Origin of the sequence: Paraburkholderia caffeinilytica (assembly GCF_051027425.1) — a bacterium.
Taxonomy (GTDB): Bacteria; Pseudomonadota; Gammaproteobacteria; order Burkholderiales; family Burkholderiaceae; genus Paraburkholderia; species Paraburkholderia caffeinilytica_A.
Genome location: NZ_CP186552.1, coordinates 1,572,657 through 1,591,185, shown reverse-complemented (window position 1 = coordinate 1,591,185; position 18,529 = coordinate 1,572,657). Strand labels below are relative to the sequence as shown.

The following is an 18,529-nucleotide window of genomic DNA, read 5'->3' as shown; positions in this document are numbered from 1 at the left end:
GGTTGATTCACGCCGCGCGGCTGGAATTAGCCGAACGTAAAGGCATACGCTTGCACGCCGGGATCCAGAAACTCGATCGAGAACGTGTGATCCGCGACATCGCCGGTTTGCCGAACGAGTTGATAAAGACGCTGTTCGGTCACGGTGCCGCTACCGTCGGCCGCAACGTCGGTGCCGTGTGCCGCACCCGGTGCGGCGCCATCGACGCTCACGCGGAAGCGCACCGGCTTGCCGTCCTTGCCCGGACCAAGCACGAGGTGCAGGTCGCGAGCATGAAAGCGATAGACGATGCGCCCGGACGCGGCGGCGAGCGTCGCATGTTCGGCGCCGACCTTCCATGCGCCGGCCAATCCCCAATCATTCACTGCGGGTTGCGACGGCGCTGCATAGGTATGCACCTTGTCCTGCGCTTCACCGCCCGGCGACGCGAAATTCTCCGCACGCTGATAGCCGATATAGGTTTCCGGCGACTGCATATCGGCGTTGTCGGCGGCGGCCTGGACACCTTGCGCGCTGGCGCTCGTAATACCGAGCGCAACCTTCGAAACCCCTGCATGACCCGCTTCCGCCAGCAATTGCTGAATCACCTTTTCCGATTCCGCATAGTCGCCTTCGCCAAAATGGTGATAGCGGATCTGCCCTTTCGCATCGACGAAATAGTGCGCCGGCCAGTACTGATTGTTCAGCGCGCGCCAGATCGCGTAGTTGTTGTCGATGGCGACGGGATAGTCGACGCCTAGGTCGTGCGTGGCCTTCTTCACGTTGTCGATATTGCGCTCGAACGCGAATTCCGGGGCGTGCACGCCGATCACCACCAATCCTTGATCCTTGTATTTCTGCGCCCACGCCTTGACGTACGGCAGCGAACGCAGACAGTTGATGCACGAGTACGTCCAGAAGTCGACCAGCACAACTTTGCCGCGCAGGCTCTGAACCGTCAGCGGCGGTGAATTCAGCCATTGGACGGCGCCATCCAGCGTCGGCAATTCGCCTTCCACGGGCAACGGGGTCGCGCCGCCCGGCGTGCCTTGAGAGGCGCGCATCATCGCGCCGGAGTTGGCGGAGGCGTTTGCATCGGCGGCAGGCGTGGCCGTGATCACGGCATTGTCGTTCGCTGCATTGCCCGGCGCATTAGACGACGTTGCGCTGGCTGCGGCATTGCCCACGGCATTCGCTGCATTCGCCGCTGTCACCCCATTGCCCGGCGTCGCACCAGGCGAAAGCGTGTCCACCAGTTTCTGTTCGATGCCGCCAGTGGCGATAGTCGAAATGCGCGTCAGCACCCCTGTGTCGAGACCGAGTGCAATCGCCACCACACCGCCAAGCATCGCCGCACCGATCCCGCGGCGAATCCATTCGCCGGCCCCCAGCGAGCGCTTCATCGCCGTGAATACGCGTCCGCCGATCAGCAGCGCCACCGCAAGCGAAGTCGCGGCGCCGGCCGCATAGGCCACCAGCAACAGCGTGGTGCCGACGCTCGCACCTCTTAGTGCCGCGCCGGTCAACACGAGGCCGAGAATCGGACCGGCGCACGGCGCCCACAGCAGCCCCGTCGCGATACCCAGCAGAAACGACGAACCCGGACGAACCTGCTGACCGTCGCTCTGGGCGAAGTTCGACAGGCGATTGCCGGCGCTCACCAGCGGCCGCATCAGATGATCGGCGAAACGCGGAAAGAGCAGCGTCAGCCCGAACACCGCAAGCAGCGCAATCGCAAGCCAACGGCCATACTGGTTGGCCTGGGTCACCCAGCCGCCGCCCACGGCGGCAAGCGTCGCGACGAGGGCGAACGTGAGCGCCATGCCCGCGAGCAAAGGCAGCCCGCTGCGCACGAACGGCTGATCGGCGCGCGCGAAGACAAACGGCAGCACCGGCAGGATGCACGGACTGAGAATCGTGAGGGCGCCGCCAAGATAGGCAAGAACGATAAGTAGCATGTCGGTTCCGGACGTGAGTGCAGGAATCTGCGGAAAGTGGCCACATCCTAGAGCGCGGAGGATGTCGAAGTCCTCACGGAAAGTTAAATTAAATGTGATAACTCGCTGCCCGAAAATTCTGCACAATGGCGCAACGGCCCGATTTTGCGGGGCCCCATCGTTTCCTACGTTCTGAACCACGCCCTAGCCCGCGTCTAAAGCCCTCCATGGACCACTCGAAGCGCATCCTGATCGTCGAAGACGACGTCGACATCGCCAACGTGCTGAGCCTGCATCTTCGCGACGAGCGTTATGAAGTCGTGCACAGCGCCGACGGCAACGAAGGGCTGCGATTGCTGGAGCAAGGCGGCTGGGATGCCCTGATCCTCGATCTGATGCTGCCGGGCGTCGACGGTCTGGAAATCTGCCGGCGCGCCCGCGCGATGACGCGCTATACGCCGATCATCATCACCAGTGCGCGTTCGAGCGAAGTGCACCGGATTCTCGGCCTCGAACTCGGCGCTGACGACTACCTCGCCAAGCCGTTCTCGGTGCTCGAACTGGTGGCGCGCGTCAAGGCCTTGCTGCGGCGCGTCGAAGCGATGGCGAAAGACTCGCGAATCGACGCGGGCAGTCTGCAGATTGCCGGCCTGACGATCGATCCGCTGACCCGCGAGGCCGCTGTCGAGGGCAAGGCTATCGAACTGACGCCGCGTGAATTCGATCTGCTCTATTACTTCGCGCAGCATCCCGGCAAGGTCTTCTCGCGAATGGACCTGCTCAATGCCGTGTGGGGTTATCAGCACGAAGGTTATGAGCACACCGTCAACACCCATATCAACCGGCTGCGCGCCAAGATCGAAGCCGATCCGGCCCAGCCCGAGCGCATCCTGACCGTCTGGGGGCGCGGCTACAAGCTGGCCGTGCCGGGCGACGCGCCGGCGCCCGACAGCGCACATCGGGACGCGCCGTGACCCTGACACTCACCCAGCGGCTCTCGCTCGTTTTCTCCGCGCTCCTGCTGGCATGCTGCGGCGCGTCGGCGTGGCTGCAGATCCGTTCGAGCGACCTGCACGAAAAGGAAGTGGTGCAAAGTCTGTCGCGCAACCTCGCCGACCATATCGCGCATCGCACCACCCTGATGGATGCGAACGGCTTAAGGCCCGACGCCGTGCGCCAACTGTTCGGCCAGTTGATGATGGTGAATCCAAGCGTCGAGGTGTACCTGCTCGACAATCGCGGGCACATCCAGGGCGACGATGCCCCCGCAGGCCACGTCAAACGCGAACAGGTGGATCTCGCGCCGATCCGGCAATTCATCGCCGGAGACGCATTGCCGATTCTCGGCGACGACCCGCGCAGCCTCGATGGCAAAAAGGTGTTCAGCGCCGCACCGCTGCAATTGAGCGGACAGCAACCCTCCGGTTATATCTACGTCGTTCTGCTCGGCGAGGAGCACGACGCGCTGGCCGCACGCGTCGCCGCCAGCTCGGTTCTGCGCACCACGCTGTGGTCGATGGCGCTGGTCGCGCTGCTCGGTCTGCTCGCGGGCCTGACGGCTTTCGGTCTGATCACGCGGCCGCTGCGCCGCCTGACCGACGCCATGCGCCGCTTCGATGCCGATGGCGAGCCCGACACCCAGCCGGTCGTGCCACGCTCGGCGCAAGCCGGACAACGCGACGAAATCGCCGTGCTCGAAGCAACGTTCGCGCAGATGGCGAACCGCATCGGCGACCAGTGGCGTGCACTGACCAGACAGGATCAGCAACGGCGCGAACTGATCGCCAATATTTCGCACGACCTGCGCACACCGCTCACCTCGTTGCACGGGTACCTCGAGACGCTATCGCTCAAAGCCGACACGCTCGGCGAAACGGAACGCAAACGCTATCTGGCGATTGCGCTGGCGCAGAGCGTCAAGGTTGGACAGCTCGCGCAAGCGCTATTCGAACTGGCCCGGCTCGAACACGGCAACGTGCAACCCGCGCTCGAACAATTCTCCCTGGTCGATCTGGTCCAGGACGTATTCCAGAAATTCGAGTTGCCGGCTGAAGCGCGACACATCCAGTTGCGCGCCGGTATTCCACCTCGACTGCCGAACGTCTGCGCCGATCTCGGCATGATCGAGCGCGTACTGACGAACCTGCTCGACAACGCGATTCGCCACACGCCCGCCAACGGGATAATCGACGTCGACCTCGCGCACAAGGACGACCGCGTATCGGTCACGGTGAGCGACACCGGTTCCGGCATTCCGGCGGAGCAGCGCGCGGGATTGTTCGAGCGCCCGTTCAGCTCAGGCGGCGCACATCGCGGCGGCGGACTCGGTTTGCTGATCGTGCAGCGCATGCTGCAATTGCATCACAGCCAGATACGTCTGCTAGAACGTGCGGGCCCCGGCACGACATTCTGCTTCGATCTGCCGACAAGCGAGAAGCCGGCTGTCGCCAGCATTCCGCTCTGACCGATCGTCAGGTACGGCACCGGGGTGCCGGGCCGCCGCGTAGGCAGCCCGGCAAGAAGCGCGATCAGATCAGCAAGTCCTCATAGAACGCGCCGAACGGCCGGGTCGGATGGGCAAGCTGGATTTCAAGAATCCAGAGGCCGGCGTCCGGACACGCCGCGAAATCGCCCAGATCGCCTGCCTTGTAGATGGCGTGCGGAAAGTCGCTGACGCGGTGGCCCTTGATGTCCAGATTCAGACGCCAGCCGAGCGCCGTCGCACGCTGTTCCGCAAAGTCATAGAGCGCTTTGCCGCCCGCGCGCGTCGAGCGCCAGTGCTGCTCCACTTCGTCGAACACGGTCTTCGCGGCATCCGCGCAGGCCTTCATCTCCGCATCGTTGCCGACCACAAAGGTCGCGCCCGCATCGCCCTCGTGCCGATCCCAGACCACGCCCAGGTCGACGAAGAAAATATCGTCATCCTTGAGTGTCGGGTCGCCGTCCGAGCGCTGCTTGAAAGTCTTCAGCGTGTTCTCGCCGAAACGCACCAGCATCGGATGCCAGATACGGTCCATGCCCAACTCGTTCAACACGGTCTTGCACAAGGCCGTCGCCTCCGACTCGAACATGCCGGGCTGGATCCGCTCTGCCAGGCGCTCCACCACTTCCCATGTTTTGCCCTGAGCGTATTTCATCGACTCGAGCACGTATTTGCTTCCCACCGCCTGCTTTGCCGCGCTATCCATCCATCCTCTCCGGTTATATCCCATTGAATATAACGAGAGGACGGCCCGGTGTCCACGACACGCCTCGGCTTACGGCGTGCCGCCAACTTCAGCACCCGCCCAGTCCACGCCAGGAAAAACGAGCACTTCAATCGCATTGCGATTAATTGCATTTCAATGCGATTTTTTTACTCCTATGCTTTTTCTCAGGCAACAGCGGTCCCGCCCCATTCGGGTCGCAGCCGACCGCGTCTAAGCCGACCGCGTCTAGCCGACCGCACCAAAACCGCCGCCCGATCAAGGAACCGGAAATGAACCCTGCCGCGCCTTTGTTAGCCAGCCTGCAAACCGAACTCGGCGCGGATGCGATCCTGAGCGCCGAAGCCAACCTCGATGGTTTCATCGAGGATTGGCGCGGCCGCTTCAAGGCGCCGGCGCTCTGCGTTGCGCTGCCGTCGACGGCAGCACAGGTCTCCGCGGTGATCCGCCTGTGCGCGGCGCACGGCGTGCCGGTCCTGCCGCAAGGCGGCAACACCAGCCTGTGCGGCGGCGCCGTGCCCGCGAACGAAGGCGTTCGGCCTGTCATCGTCAACCTGTCGCGGATGCGGCGTATCCGCTCCATCGACGCGGCCAACGGTTCAATGGAAGTCGAAGCCGGCTGCGTGCTGAAGACCGTGCAGGACGCCGCGGCGGCCGAACAACGGCTCTATCCGGTGAGCCTCGGCGCCGAAGGCTCATGCCAGATCGGCGGCAATCTGTCGACGAATGCGGGCGGCACCGGCGTGCTGCGCTACGGCAATACGCGCGACAACGTGCTCGGTCTCGAAGTGGTGCTCGCCGACGGCACGATCTGGAACGGCCTGCGTGCGCTGCGCAAAGACAACACGGGCCTCGATCTGAAGCATCTGTTCATCGGCACGGAAGGCACGCTCGGCATCATCACGGCGGCCACGTTGAAGCTGCATCCGCTGCCGACGCATCACGCGCTCGCGTGGTTCGCCCCCGTCGACCCGGCGGCCGCGCTGCGTATTCTCGGCATGTTTCAGGCTGCCTGCGGTTCGCGGCTCAGTGCCTTCGAGATGATCAACCGCCGCCAGCTCGAACTCGTGATCGAACACATACCCGAGCGCCGCAATCCGCTTGGCGAACTGCACGACTGGCACGTGCTCGTCGAACTCGCGGACACGCGCGGCGGCGAGGAAATGGCGGAGCTGCTGCAACACACGCTCGAACAGGCCGCCGATGCCGGCCTCATCGTCGATGCGGCGTTCGCCAGCAACGACACGCAGCGCGCCGCCCTCTGGGAAATTCGCCACAGCGTGTCCGAAGCGAACAAGAAAGGCGGCGTGGGCTTGACGACCGATTGCGCAGTGCCGGTGTCGGCGGTGCCTGCATTCATCGAGCAGGCCACGCGTGCGGTGCATGCGATCGTCCCCGGCCTCGACATTGTGATCGTGGCCCATCTCGGCGACGGCAACGTGCACCTCATCCCGTTCTTCACCTTCGATGCATGGCGTGAATTCGCGGACCCCGTGGCGATGGCCAGCGCGATGCGCCACTGTGTCAACGAAGTCGCGCACGAATTGCGCGGCACGTTCAGCGCCGAACATGGCGTCGGCCAGACCGGACTGAGCGAAATGGCTCACTACAAATCCGCGATCGAACTCACGTTGATGCGCGCGGTGAAGCAGGCGCTCGATCCGCAGCAGTTATTCAACCCTGGCCGCCTGCTGCCCTGACGCGCTGCTCCGTGTTCAATTGCGTCGTTCGCGCCGTTCGCACAGCCTGAATTTTCGCCCTACCGGTCTTTCGCTTTCCACGCTTGCCACTTCCCTGGAGTCGTCATGAAAAAGCAGCCTACACGCGATCAGATTCAACAACCCGGCCGCCGCACGGCCATCAAGACGGCGCTGGCAGGCACGGCAGCGGTCGCGTTCCCGTTCATCTGGACGCCGTCGCGCGCGGCCAGCAAACGGATCGTGATTCGTGACGACGGCGGCATCTACACGAAGGCCTACGGCGCGGTGTTCTACCGGCCGTTCACGGAGAAGACCGGCATCGAAGTGGTCGGCGTGCAGGCGAACGCCGAACCGACCGCGCTGATCAAGAGCATGGTCGACACCGGCAGCTACACCTGGGACATGGCGAAGATCAGCCAGCCGGCGATTCTTCTGCTGACCGGCGGCGGCAAGGAATACCTCGAAAAACACGGTCTGGAATCCGATCCGGTGATCGCGAAGATTCCGAAGCAATACATGTCGCCGTACGGCGTGGCCACCAACATCTACACCACGGTACTCGCTTACCGCACCGACGCGTTCAAGGGCCGCAAGGCGCCGGCCTCATGGGCCGACATGTGGAACGTGAAGGACTTCCCGGGCCGCCGCGGCCTGCGCAAGTATCCGTTCGACACGATGGAGCAGGCCTTGATGGCCGACGGCGTACCGACCGGCCAGGTCTATCCCTGCAACATGGATCGCGGCTTCGCGAGCCTCTCGAAGATTGCGAAGCACGTCGACGTCTGGTGGACCACCGGCGCCCAGGTCGAACAGATGCTGGGTTCCGGCGAGGTGGACATGATCAGCACGTGGATCTCGCGCGCGCAAGCGGCGATCGCGAGCGGGGCGCCGGTCGGCATCGTCTGGAACCAGAACATCTGGGGCGTCGACAACTGGTCGATCCTGAAGGGCTCGCCGAACGCCGACGCATGCCGCGAGTTCATCAAGTTCGCCGCCGATCCGAAACGCCAGGCCGCCCTGGTCGACTATTTCCCGGCGGGTCTGACGCAACCCGAAGCCTTCAACTTCATCAAGCCTGAGATCGCGAAAAACTGCCCGACGTATCCTCAGAACATGACCAACGGCCTGCATATCGATGCGAAGTACTGGCAGGAAAACCAGAGTGTCGCGCTCGAGCGGTTCAACCGCTGGATCCTGACGTAAGCGCGCCGCCGTTCCCTGTCACTTTTCCACGGAGGCCGATTCCATGTCTGCTTCGAATCTTCAGATCGCGGGACTCAGCAAACGCTACGGCGATTTCGTCGCGCTCGCGCCGACCAGTCTCGACGTCGCCGAGGGCGAATTCCTGACCTTGCTCGGGCCGAGCGGCTCCGGCAAGACCACCCTGCTCAGCCTGATCGCCGGTCTCGCCCAGCCGGATGAAGGACAGATTCGCATCAACGGCGTGGACGTGACGTACGGCGCGCCGTATGAACGCGACATCGGCATGGTGTTTCAGAACTACGCGTTGTTTCCGCACATGACGGTCGCGCAGAACATTGCGTTTCCGCTGCAGATGCGCAAGACCGATGCGAAGGCCACGCAAGACAAGGTGATGCAGGCGCTGGAGATGGTGCATCTGCCGCACGTGGCGCACCGTTTTCCACGCGAGCTATCCGGCGGCCAGCAACAGCGGATCGCGCTCGCGCGCTGCATGGTCTACCGGCCGTCGATCATCCTGATGGACGAACCGCTCGGCGCGCTCGACAAGAAACTGCGCGATCACATGCAGCTCGAAATCAAGCGCATTCATCGCGAACTCGGCACGACGATCGTCTACGTGACGCACGATCAGGAAGAAGCCATGACGATGTCGGACCGCATCTGCCTGATGAACGCGGGTTCGATTGCCCAACTCGGCACGCCGGCCGATCTGTATTTCCGGCCCAACAGCGTGTTCGTCGCGGACTTTCTCGGCGAATCGAATCTGCTCGACGCGGTCGTCACGGGCCGTGCGGGCGATCAGGTGCAGATCAGCGTGCAAGGCGTCGCCAAAGGCGAGGCGATGGCCTACGACCCGGTGATCGGCAACGGCAAGCCGGTCAAGCTGATGCTGCGTCCGCAAAACCTGCGCGTGCATGACGGTGCGAGCGCGGACTCGGGCAACGGCGGCAGCCTGTCGGCGAAACTCACCGACATCATGGTGACCGGCAGCATGACGAAGCTCTATCTCGAGCCGCATACCGCCAATGCCGTGCCGCTCGTCGCCGCCTTCCCTACCAATCGTTTCGGCAACCAGTACGAAGTCGGGCAAACGCTCGGCCTGTCGTGGCTCGCCGCCGACGCCGTCGCGATCGCGGAGTAAGCGATGAATCATTCCGCTCTGAGCGCGCGCCCTTCCCAACCTGCGGGACCGGCACAGCCCATTCAACCCGCGCCGCGCCGGCCGGCCTGGCGCGCGTGGTTGCGGCCCGGCGCGAAAGGCGCGCCGCTCGTCGTGCTGCTGCTCGTGATGCTGGTCTATCCGGTTGGCCAGCTCCTGCTGCTCAGCATTCACAACGACACCGGCTTCACGCTGATCGAATACAAGCGGCTGTTCGCATCGTCCGTGTATGTGGACGTGCTGCTGATCACGTTGAAAGTGTCACTATGCACCACCTTTTTCTCGGTGCTGACCGGCTATCCGATCGCGTATCTGATTTCGTCGGCGACGCGTGAGCGCAAGAACCGTTTGCTGTTCTGGGTACTGCTGTCGTTCTGGACCAGTTTCCTCGTGCGCACGTTTGCGTGGGTCGTGCTGCTCGGGCGCAACGGCGTCATCAATCAACTGCTGCTCAAGCTCGGCATCATCGACGAACCGTTGAGCCTGCTCTATCACTTCTCCAGCGTGATCGTCGGCATGGTGCATGCGCTGATGCCGCTCGCGGTGCTGACCATGCTGTCGGTCATGGAGAATATCGACCGCCGCCTGCCGAGCGCCGCGGCCACACTCGGCGCGCGTCCCGGCACCGTGTTCTGGAAGGTGTATTTTCCGCTGTCGTTGCCGGGTGTCGCGGCCGGCGCATTGATGGTATTCGTCACCGCAATCGGCTTCTTCATCACGCCGACGCTGCTGGGCGGCCGTCATCAAACGATGATCACGCAACTGATCATCGATCAGGTCATGCAGGCGCTGAACTGGGGCTTTGCCGGCGCGATCTCGGTGCTGCTGCTCGCTGTGGTGCTGATCGTCTTCCTGGTGTACGACCGCATGGTCGGTCTCTCGACCATGGCGGGCGAAAGCGCGGGCGCGAAAGGCTCACGTTCAGGCGGCTGGAGCCGCAAGCTCGGCGACCTGATTCTGACCGCGCTAGGCAATGCAACGGATGCCTTGCTCGCCGTCCTGCCCCGCTCACGCAACGGCCGCAAACGCAGCGTGTCCGGCAGCGGCGAAAGCCTGACGCTGCGCGTGATCGTGTTCGTGCTGCTGGTGTTTCTCAGCGCGCCGGCCTTCCTGATGATTCCGCTGTCGTTCGATTCGGCTTCCGGGCTGGCGTGGCCGCCGCACGGATTTTCGCTGCAATGGTATCGGCAGATCGCCGATTCGCCGCTGTGGATGCAGGCAATCACGCGCTCGATGCTGGTGGGTATCGGCACCGGTTTGCTGTCCATGCTGATCGGCACGCCCGCTGCATTTCTACTGGTGCGCGGCGGCATGCGCGGCAAGGCGGCCATGCTGGCGTTCGTGCTGTCGCCGATCGTCGTGCCGCGCATGATCATCGCGGTCGGCATCTTCTATTTCTTCGCGAAGATTGGCCTCGTCGGTTCGTCACTCGGCCTCGTGCTTGCCCATACGACAGTTGCTGTGCCCTACGTCGTGATCACGATGATGGCCGTGCTGCGCAACTACGACACCCGTCTCGATCTCGCCGCGCAGAGCATGGGCGCGCGACCGTGGGCCACTCTGCGCCGCGTCACGTTTCCGATTCTCAGCGCGGGGTTGATGTCGTCGTTCCTGTTCGCATTCGCGACCTCGTTCGATGAACTGACCATCGCCCTCTTCACCTCGGGCGGTCTGAGCACGACCTTGCCCAAGCAGTTCTGGGACGAAATCACGATGCAGATCTCGCCGGTCATCGCGGCCGTTTCGACCTGCCTCTTTATCTTTATCGCCGCGCTCATCTGGGTCGCGGACCGTTTGCGCCGGCGCAGCCTCACCGCCTGAACCCCATTCATTCACCGAGACTTTTTATGCTTTCAGCACAACAATTACGCGGCGTCCTGCCGGCCATTCCTACACCGGTCAACGCCGACGACACGATCGACAGCGGCGCGGCCCGCGCCTTGATGCGCTATCTGCTCAAGCAGGGCGTGGACGGTGTCGTGCCGCTCGGCGGCACCGGCGAATACGGCGCGCTGGCGCGTGCCGAACGCATCCGCATGGCTGGCATCGCCGCCGAGGAAGCGGCGGGCAGCATCCCGGTGATTGCGGGTGTGCTCGATCCGGGCTATCACGATGCCATGCAGGCGGGCAAGGAATTCGCCGCCGCGGGTGCGGATGGTTTGCTGGTGCTCACGCCCTACTACACGAATCCGACCCAGGGCGGTATTCGCGACTACTTCCTGCGTTACGCCGACGAATCGCCGCTGCCGATCCTGATCTATGAGATCCCCTATCGCACGCGCATTTCCATTGCGCCCGAAGTGCTGCACGAATTGTCGAAGCACGAGCGGATCATCGGCATGAAGGCCTGCAATACCGACATGTGGCATTTCTTGCGCACAGTGGCCGGCGTCGACGAATCGTTCTCCGTGTTGAGCGGCGAGGACACGCTGTTTCCGTTGCAGGTCGCGGCGGGCGCACGGGGCGGCATCCTGGTGACGGCAAGCCTGCTGCCGAGCGCATGGCGCAAGATCTATCAGCTCGCGGCCGACGGAAAAACGCAGGAAGCGCTCGCGCTGCACCGCTCGCTGATTCCGTTGATGAACCTGGCGTTTGCCGAAACCAATCCGGGTCCGATGAAATCGGTGATGGATCTGATCGGCGTGCATGCGCCCACGATGCTTGCGCCGCTGGTCCAGGCGGCGCCGGCGTTGTCGGCGGATCTGCGGGTCGAACTGGAAAAGCAACTTGGCGTGTTCGAGCAGCCGCTGTGACCGCTTAGTTGGCGCTTAGTGAGCGCCGAATGAGCGCTCAGCGCTGATAGCCCGTGAGCCGCGACTTCGAAATCGAAGTCGCGGCCACCTGCACGTGCTGCGCGAGTTCGGCCTCCACTTTCTCGCGCGACCAGCGCGAGGTGGGCACCGAGATATTGATCGCGGCAACGCCCATGCCGCCATGATCCGTCACCGGCGCGGCAACGGAAATATCGCCGAGCACGGTTTCATTTTCAATCACCGCATAGCCGCGCCGGGCGACTTTACGCACCCGTTCGAGCAGTTTGTCGGGATTGGTTTCGGTGTAGTGCGTGAGCGGTTCGAGGCGCGTTTGCGCGAGGATGTCGCGCACGCGCTCGTCGGACAGACGCGAGAGGATCGCGATACCGGCAGCGGTGAACATGGCCGGCAAACGCGCGCCGACCACGATGTCGATATTCACCAGATGCTGGCCCGGAAACCGCGCGACGAACACGATCTCGTGACCGTCGAGCTCCAGCAGATTGGTGGTCTCGCCGAGGCGCCGGCTGATGTCGAGCAGATACGGCGAAGCCTTGTCGATGAGCTCATTGGCGCGCACGTAGTTGTAGGAGAACTGCAGCACCTTGGTCGTGAGGCCGTAGTTGCGCGTGTCGGGCACGCGATACAGATAACCGAGCGCTTCCAGCGTATGCACCAGACGTTGCGTCGCGCTGCGGTCGAGGCCGGAAGCCCGCGCGATATCGACGAGGGTCATGTGGCGGCTCGGACCGTCGAACGCATGCAATACCTGAAACGCTTTCTCAGTCGAACCGACGAACAGCGACGAGCGCGGTGTCTCCGGTTCAGCCGCCTTGATCTTGCGGGCTGTGCCTCTGGCGTGTTCTGACATGATGGTATCGCGGCTTCAGGATAGATCGAATAGCGGTTACCTCGATTGTAATGCGATTGAAGCGGATGACAGCGGCAAATTTGAAATCTGCCGCGCGTTCATGCTTCCGTGCGCAACCGATTACCGGATCGCCGCGTTAGCCTGGGCCGGCGGCTCTACGTAGTCTTCAGCATCGATGTCATAACCCGACGGCTCCCAACGGATCGCCAGCAGCACAAGCAGCGAAGTCAGCGGCGCGATCGCGATCAGCCAGAAGACCTTCGTACCGAATGCCGCAGCCAGAACCGGGAACAGAAACAGCGAGACCGTCGACGCGGAACGCACCAGTGTCTGATTGAAACCCACGCCGATTCCACGCAGCGAGGTCGGGTAGCTCAGCGAGGCATACGTCATCGAATGGGAGCCTGGGCCGAAACCTTGCCCGAACAGATAGCCGCCGAGCAACAGAATCGCGACCACCACAAGTGCACCGCTGGCCGGTTTGCCGATCAATGCGAGCCCGATGAGCGAGGCGAACTGCAGCGTGTGCCCGAGCACGGTCATCTTCCATGCGCCGACGGTCGGCGCGGTGCGCACGCCGATCAGCCCGCCCACGAATGCAAATGCCAGATTCAGCGCAAGCGCCGCGATGATCGTCGTGAGCGGTCCCTGATGAAAGAAGCTCGTGATGATCACCGGCAAACCGAAAATGATCGCGTTGTAGCCAAACGAGGAGGCACTGCCGATCACCGCGGCAAGAATCGTGCGGCGCCGGTAAGTCGCGTTGAACAGCACCCCATAGTTACGCCACGATGCCGCGCGCGGCGCCTTGACCGGCGTCGCGCTGCGTTCGACCACCGCATCGACGCCGTACGAGCGCTTCAGAATCCGCGCGGCCTCTTCGAGATCACCCTGATTCGCTGCCCAAACAGGCGATTCGCTGATATAGCGGCTGCGCACGAGAATGATCGCGATAGCCGGCACCGCACCGAACGCGAGCGTCAGACGCCATAACCAGCCAAGCTGATGCTCCGGCAGAATCGCGTACAGCCCGAGAATCAGCAGATAGCAGGTGCTAGTGGCCGCGTACCAGGCGGGGCACCACGCGGCGACACTGGCCGCCTTGTTGCCCTTGCCCGCCACCCGCGAGAACTCCGCAAGAAACGCCATCGCCACCGGCAGATCGAGCCCTACACCGAAGCCCATCAGAAACCGCGCCCCGCCGAGCACCCACGCATTCGGCGCAAGACCGGCTGCGATCGCCGCGACCACGAAGAACAGCATATCGGCCATGAACACGCGATACCGGCCAATGCGATCGGTCAGATATCCGCCGAACAATGCGCCGAGGATCGCGCCGAACGTAATCGCCGACGAGACGAATCCCACCTGAACCGGCGACAGCGAAAACTGGCGCGCGATGTCCTTGATCCCGTAAGCGAGCGACGTCAGGTCGTAAGCATCGAGAAAGACACCACCCAAGGCAATCGCAATCACGATACGTGCATTGCTGCCCTTCGCAGCGCCTGCATTGACGATGCGCGAAACGTCCTGCGCGCTGCGGATGACGGTGGGAGACGCTGTGTTACCGGCTGGCTCTTGCGGGTCGGAAACAGTAGATGGAAAAGCAACAGTGGACATGATCTCGCGTTCGCATGAATGGCTGAAGCGTCGCATGGTAGCCATGCAATCCACACCGGCAAAACGACGAATTTAACTATGCAAATCGGGAATCACGCACTTGCACCATGCCAGTGCCACACGACACCGTGCGAGCAACGTGGTTCGAACTACTGCAGATTTTCTTATCAGCAATGATTGGTTGGATTCGAGGGCACGCGAATCTAACGTGTATTGCCAGCTCTTTGCTTACCTGAACATTTGCCCCCTATTCCCTTCCACCGATCGGTACTGATGCATGCGCTATTTCCGTCTGCTGAAATCTTTCGTCGCTGCGGCGGTTTTTTCGCTCGCCGCGGTTCATGCGTATGCCGATAAACCGGCCGTGATCCGCATCGGCGTCGCGCAGCAGGGCACGGGCGATCCGCCCACTTTCGGCGGCACACCCGCGGCGACCGTGCAATTGCAGCAGTCGCTCGAAAAGGAATTCGCCGCCGACGGTATCAAGGTCGAATGGCTGTTCTTCAAAGGCGCCGGGCCGGCCGTGAATGAAGCAATCGCCGACAAGTCACTCGATTTCGCCTTTCAGGGCGATCTGCCCGCCGTACTGGCCCGCGCCAACGGCCTGAAAACCCGTCTCCTGCTCGCCTCGGGCGTGCGCAGCGGTGTCAAGGTCGCCGTGCCCCCGGATTCGGACGTGCGCTCGATCAAAGACCTCAAGGGCCGCCGCGTCTCCATCTTTCGCGGCACCAATCTGCAACTGGTCGCCGACAACGCGCTTGCCGCCAATCAGCTCGACGAGCGCGACCTGCGCGTGATCAATCTCGACAACGCCAGCTCGCTCGCCGCGCTGGCGTCCAAGGGGATCGACGCATCGGTCAACGACTACCACCTGTACAAGCTGCGCGACCAGGGCCTCGCGAAAATCGTCTACGAATCGCAGAACGATGGACCGCAATTTACGCGTCAGGCGCATCTGTTAGTGCTCGACGATTTCGACCGCGCGCATCCGGATGTCGTGCAACGCGTCGTCAATGTGTTCGTTCAGGGCGCGCAATGGTCGTCGGATGAAGCGAACCGCGATGCGCTCTTCAAGCTGTGGGCAAAAAGCGGCGTGCCCTATTCCTCATGGCAGGCCGAGTTCGCGAATCAGAGTCTGAAGGACCGCAATTCGCCGTTGATCGACCCGTTCGTCGTCGCACGTTATAAAGCGGTCGCGGCGGATGCGCTGAAACTCAAACTGATCCGTCAGCCCGTCCAGGTCGACGGCTGGTTCGAGACGAAGTATCTCGACAACGCGCTGCGCGCGCAGAAACTCGACCACTACTGGACGCGCTACGACGCTGCCGGCAAGCCGCTCAGCTAAAACGGGAGCGATCACGATGAGCGAAACCGCACTTCCTGTCGATAGCAAACGCCTCGGCCATGCTGCTGCAGCGCCGCACGCACCGCTCTATCGCAATGCGCGATTGCGCGCGCTCGCCTGGCACCTCGCGCCGTGGGTCTTGCCGGCCGTCCTGCTCGCCTTATGGGTGACCGGTTGCGAGCGCGGCTGGATCGCGCCGCAGATTTTGCCGCCACCCGAACGCGTCTTCGACACGTTTGTCGAGTTGGCGAGAAACGGCGATCTCGCAAGCAATACGCTCATCAGTCTGCAACGCGTGCTGTTCGGCTTCGGTGCGGGCACGCTGCTCGGCTTCGTACTCGGCGCGGCGTTCGGCCTGTCGCGCACCTTTGAAGCCTACGTATTGCCGAGCTTCAATGCACTCGTGCAGATTCCGGTGCTCGGCTGGCTGCCATTTCTGCTGCTGCTCGTCGGTGTCGGCGAGCCGCTCAAATACATCCTGATCGCGCATGCCGCGCTGGTTCCCGTGACCTTGAGCACGCTGCAGGGATTCCGCCAGACACCCGCGTCGCTCGATGAAGTCGCGCGTGTTTTCGAATACAACGGCTGGCAGCGGATCGTCTATCTCGTCCTGCCCGCAGCGGTGCCGACGCTTGCCACCGGCGTGCGCCTCGCGTTCACCAAAGCCTGGCTCGCACTGGTGGTCGTCGAACTCGTGGCGTCGTCCGAGGGGCTCGGCTATCTGATCGTCTACGGGCGGCAACTGTTCCAGCTCGACCTGGTGATGGCCTCGGTGGTCGTGGTCGGCGCCATCGGTTACGCGATGAATCGTTCGCTCGACGCACTCGAAGCGCGTTTGCGGCGCGGTCAGCCGTCGGCGTTTCGCGAGTAATGGCGCTCATTGCCGTCAAGCCTATGAGGTATCCACGATGAGTCTTGCTCTCTTCAAGCGCCCCGCCGGATCGAAACAGTCGGCCGATACGTCCTGCGACTGCGGTAGTAACGTGCCCGCCGCCTTCAAGCGCGCGGCGCGGCCGCGCCGGCCACTTCTTGCAAGGGTCGACTGGCGCGGCGCCGTCTTGCCGCTCGTCGCTATTGCGATCTGGTGGGCGATCTCGGAGGCACATGTCGTCAAAAGCGGCTTGCTGGTCAGCCCCGCGCAAGTGCTGGCCACGGCCTGGCAGCAAATCGTCAGTGGCGCGCTTTTCAAGGCCCTTTCCGCCTCGCTCGCGCGTGAGGCAAGCGGCTTCGTGATCGGCACAGTAGGCGGCCTGCTGATCGGCAGCGCGCTTGGTTTCTCGCGGATCGCCACGCGCATGATTGGCCCGAGCTTCGACACGTTCAAGCAGATCTCCCTGTTCGCGTGGATCCCTTTGATCTCGGTGTGGTTCGGTCTCGGCGATGCAGCGAAAGTCGTGTTCCTCTCGCTCGCGGCGTTGTTGCCGGTCGCCGCGCACACGTGCGACGGCATTCACGCCGTGCCGCGTGCCTATATCGAGGTCGCTCGGGCATTCCGTTACACGCGATGGCAACTCATCAGCGCCGTCATTCTGCCGGCCGCCTTGCCGTCGATTTTCACCGGCATCTATCTCGCGCTGATCTATTCGTGGCTCGCCACGCTCGGCGCGGAATATCTTCTGGTGGCAGGCAGCGGGATCGGCAATACGCTGATCGACGGCAGCGAGCAGTTCCGCATGGATCTGGTGCTGTTCGGCGTGATCGTGGTCGGTGTAACCGGCTGGGCGTTGAACTCACTGGCGCGTGCAGTGGAACGGGCGATTTTTGCGCGCCGTTCGCAGGTGGCCGCGCGATAAGCACGCAGCCGAGAATCACCGGCTATGCACTGAATTTGCACCGAATACAGATTACAGATCAAGGTCCGCCCATGACTTCTTCCACGCTGTCCGACAGCATCGACATTCTCCACGTCAGCAAGCGCTATGCGCAGCAAGACAGTGCGCCGCTCGCCGTGCTCGACGACATCAGCCTGCGGGTGCGTCCCGGCGAATTCATCAGTGTGCTTGGTTCGAGCGGTTGCGGTAAATCGACCTTGCTGCGGTTGATCGCGGGATTGGATACCGATTACAGCGGCGATATTGTCGTTGCCGGAGAGAAGGTGCGCGATACCTCGCTCGAACGCGGCATCGTGTTTCAGGACCATCGCCTGTTTCCGTGGCTCACGGCGTCGCAGAACATTCTTGCCGCGTTGCGTAACGCGCCGCTGTCGATGCGGGAAAAACGCGATGCGGTTGCTCAGCACATCGCGCTGGTCGGCCTGAACGGTTTCGAGAATGCGTATCCGCATCAGTTATCGGGCGGCATGGCGCAGCGTGTGGCGATCGCACGCGGCCTCGTGAATCGCCCGCGTGTGCTGCTGCTCGACGAACCGTTCGGCGCGCTCGACGCACTTACGCGCGGCCGCTTGCAAAACGAATTGCAACGCATCTGGGAACACGAGCGCATCACGATGATTCTCGTCACGCACGATGTCGACGAAGCGCTCTACCTCGGCGATCGGGTCGTCACGATGGCGCCACGCCCGGGCCGCATCAAACGGATTGTCGACGTCGCCTTGCCACGGCCACGCGAGCGCAGCGATCCGCGCTTCATTCGTTTGCGCGACGAAGTGCTGGCCGACTTCGCCGAGCACGACGGCGAACGCCGCGAATCTCACGCAGACGATACGCCAGACGGTGGCACGCGCGTTCCGGCAGCGAGTCCACCGATCACCGAATGGCGGCTCGCGTGGTAATGCGCGTGGTTTCCTTCATGCATAC

The 18,529-nt window shown here is 63.0% G+C and carries 15 protein-coding genes; 11 read left to right on the top strand and 4 right to left on the bottom strand.

Going from position 1 to position 18,529, the window contains the following annotated elements; translation table 11 throughout:
• Nucleotides 1-26: 26 nt before the first annotated feature.
• Nucleotides 27-1,937 carry a cytochrome c biogenesis protein DipZ gene (locus ACOSV0_RS06985; protein ID WP_434109575.1) on the bottom strand — a complete coding sequence of 637 codons (1,911 nt, stop codon included), beginning with the start codon at nt 1,935-1,937 and terminating at the stop codon, nt 27-29.
• Nucleotides 1,938-2,143: 206 nt separating this feature from the next.
• Here ACOSV0_RS06985 and ACOSV0_RS06980 point away from each other — a divergent pair, with 206 nt between their 5' ends.
• The gene (locus tag ACOSV0_RS06980) at nt 2,144-2,890 is read left to right on the top strand and encodes a response regulator transcription factor (protein ID WP_434109574.1); all 747 of its coding nucleotides are present in this window, start codon (nt 2,144-2,146) and stop codon (nt 2,888-2,890) included.
• A complete protein-coding gene (locus ACOSV0_RS06975) occupies nt 2,887-4,380 on the top strand; it encodes a HAMP domain-containing sensor histidine kinase (RefSeq protein ID WP_434109573.1) in 1,494 nt (497 codons plus the stop codon). The genes ACOSV0_RS06980 and ACOSV0_RS06975 overlap by 4 nt, the downstream gene beginning before the upstream one ends.
• Before the next feature lie 64 nt (nt 4,381-4,444).
• On the opposite strand, the gene ACOSV0_RS06970 is transcribed toward ACOSV0_RS06975, so the two are convergent.
• On the bottom strand, nt 4,445-5,104 hold the full coding sequence (locus tag ACOSV0_RS06970; RefSeq protein WP_434109572.1) for a M24 family metallopeptidase: 660 nt from the start codon (nt 5,102-5,104) through the stop codon (nt 4,445-4,447).
• A gap of 290 nt (nt 5,105-5,394) precedes the next feature.
• On the opposite strand from ACOSV0_RS06970, the gene ACOSV0_RS06965 reads away from it, so the two are divergent.
• The 5 genes from ACOSV0_RS06965 (at nt 5,395) to dapA (ending at nt 11,937) form a co-directional block, all read left to right on the top strand.
• Entirely contained in the window at nt 5,395-6,822 is a 1,428-nt protein-coding gene (locus ACOSV0_RS06965; protein WP_434109571.1) for an FAD-binding oxidoreductase, read from the top strand.
• A gap of 105 nt (nt 6,823-6,927) precedes the next feature.
• Entirely contained in the window at nt 6,928-8,025 is a 1,098-nt protein-coding gene (locus ACOSV0_RS06960; RefSeq protein WP_434109570.1) for an ABC transporter substrate-binding protein, read from the top strand.
• A gap of 43 nt (nt 8,026-8,068) precedes the next feature.
• The gene (locus ACOSV0_RS06955) at nt 8,069-9,166 is read left to right on the top strand and encodes an ABC transporter ATP-binding protein (protein WP_434109569.1); all 1,098 of its coding nucleotides are present in this window, start codon (nt 8,069-8,071) and stop codon (nt 9,164-9,166) included.
• Between the two features lie 147 nt (nt 9,167-9,313).
• Nucleotides 9,314-11,005 (top strand): ABC transporter permease subunit, encoded by a 1,692-nt coding sequence (locus tag ACOSV0_RS06950; RefSeq protein WP_434110191.1) that lies wholly within the window; start codon nt 9,314-9,316, stop codon nt 11,003-11,005.
• Between the two features lie 26 nt (nt 11,006-11,031).
• A complete protein-coding gene (gene dapA, locus ACOSV0_RS06945; RefSeq protein WP_434109568.1) occupies nt 11,032-11,937 on the top strand; it encodes a 4-hydroxy-tetrahydrodipicolinate synthase in 906 nt (301 codons plus the stop codon).
• Between the two features lie 37 nt (nt 11,938-11,974).
• Here dapA and ACOSV0_RS06940 read toward each other — a convergent pair whose 3' ends face one another.
• Nucleotides 11,975-12,808, bottom strand: coding sequence for an IclR family transcriptional regulator (locus ACOSV0_RS06940; protein ID WP_434109567.1), 834 nt, complete (start codon nt 12,806-12,808; stop codon nt 11,975-11,977).
• Between the two features lie 120 nt (nt 12,809-12,928).
• Nucleotides 12,929-14,428 carry an MFS transporter gene (locus tag ACOSV0_RS06935; protein ID WP_434109566.1) on the bottom strand — a complete coding sequence of 500 codons (1,500 nt, stop codon included), beginning with the start codon at nt 14,426-14,428 and terminating at the stop codon, nt 12,929-12,931.
• A 277-nt stretch (nt 14,429-14,705) separates the two neighbouring features.
• Between ACOSV0_RS06935 and ACOSV0_RS06930 the strand changes: the two genes are divergently transcribed.
• The 4 genes from ACOSV0_RS06930 (at nt 14,706) to ACOSV0_RS06915 (ending at nt 18,504) form a co-directional block, all read left to right on the top strand.
• On the top strand, nt 14,706-15,773 hold the full coding sequence (locus ACOSV0_RS06930) for an ABC transporter substrate-binding protein (protein ID WP_434109565.1): 1,068 nt from the start codon (nt 14,706-14,708) through the stop codon (nt 15,771-15,773).
• 16 nt (nt 15,774-15,789) lie between these two features.
• Nucleotides 15,790-16,644 (top strand): ABC transporter permease, encoded by an 855-nt coding sequence (locus tag ACOSV0_RS06925; protein WP_434109564.1) that lies wholly within the window; start codon nt 15,790-15,792, stop codon nt 16,642-16,644.
• 37 nt (nt 16,645-16,681) lie between these two features.
• The gene (locus ACOSV0_RS06920; RefSeq protein ID WP_434109563.1) at nt 16,682-17,566 is read left to right on the top strand and encodes an ABC transporter permease; all 885 of its coding nucleotides are present in this window, start codon (nt 16,682-16,684) and stop codon (nt 17,564-17,566) included.
• Nucleotides 17,567-17,637: 71 nt separating this feature from the next.
• Nucleotides 17,638-18,504 carry an ABC transporter ATP-binding protein gene (locus tag ACOSV0_RS06915; RefSeq protein ID WP_434109562.1) on the top strand — a complete coding sequence of 289 codons (867 nt, stop codon included), beginning with the start codon at nt 17,638-17,640 and terminating at the stop codon, nt 18,502-18,504.
• The last annotated feature ends 25 nt before the right edge of the window (nt 18,505-18,529 follow it).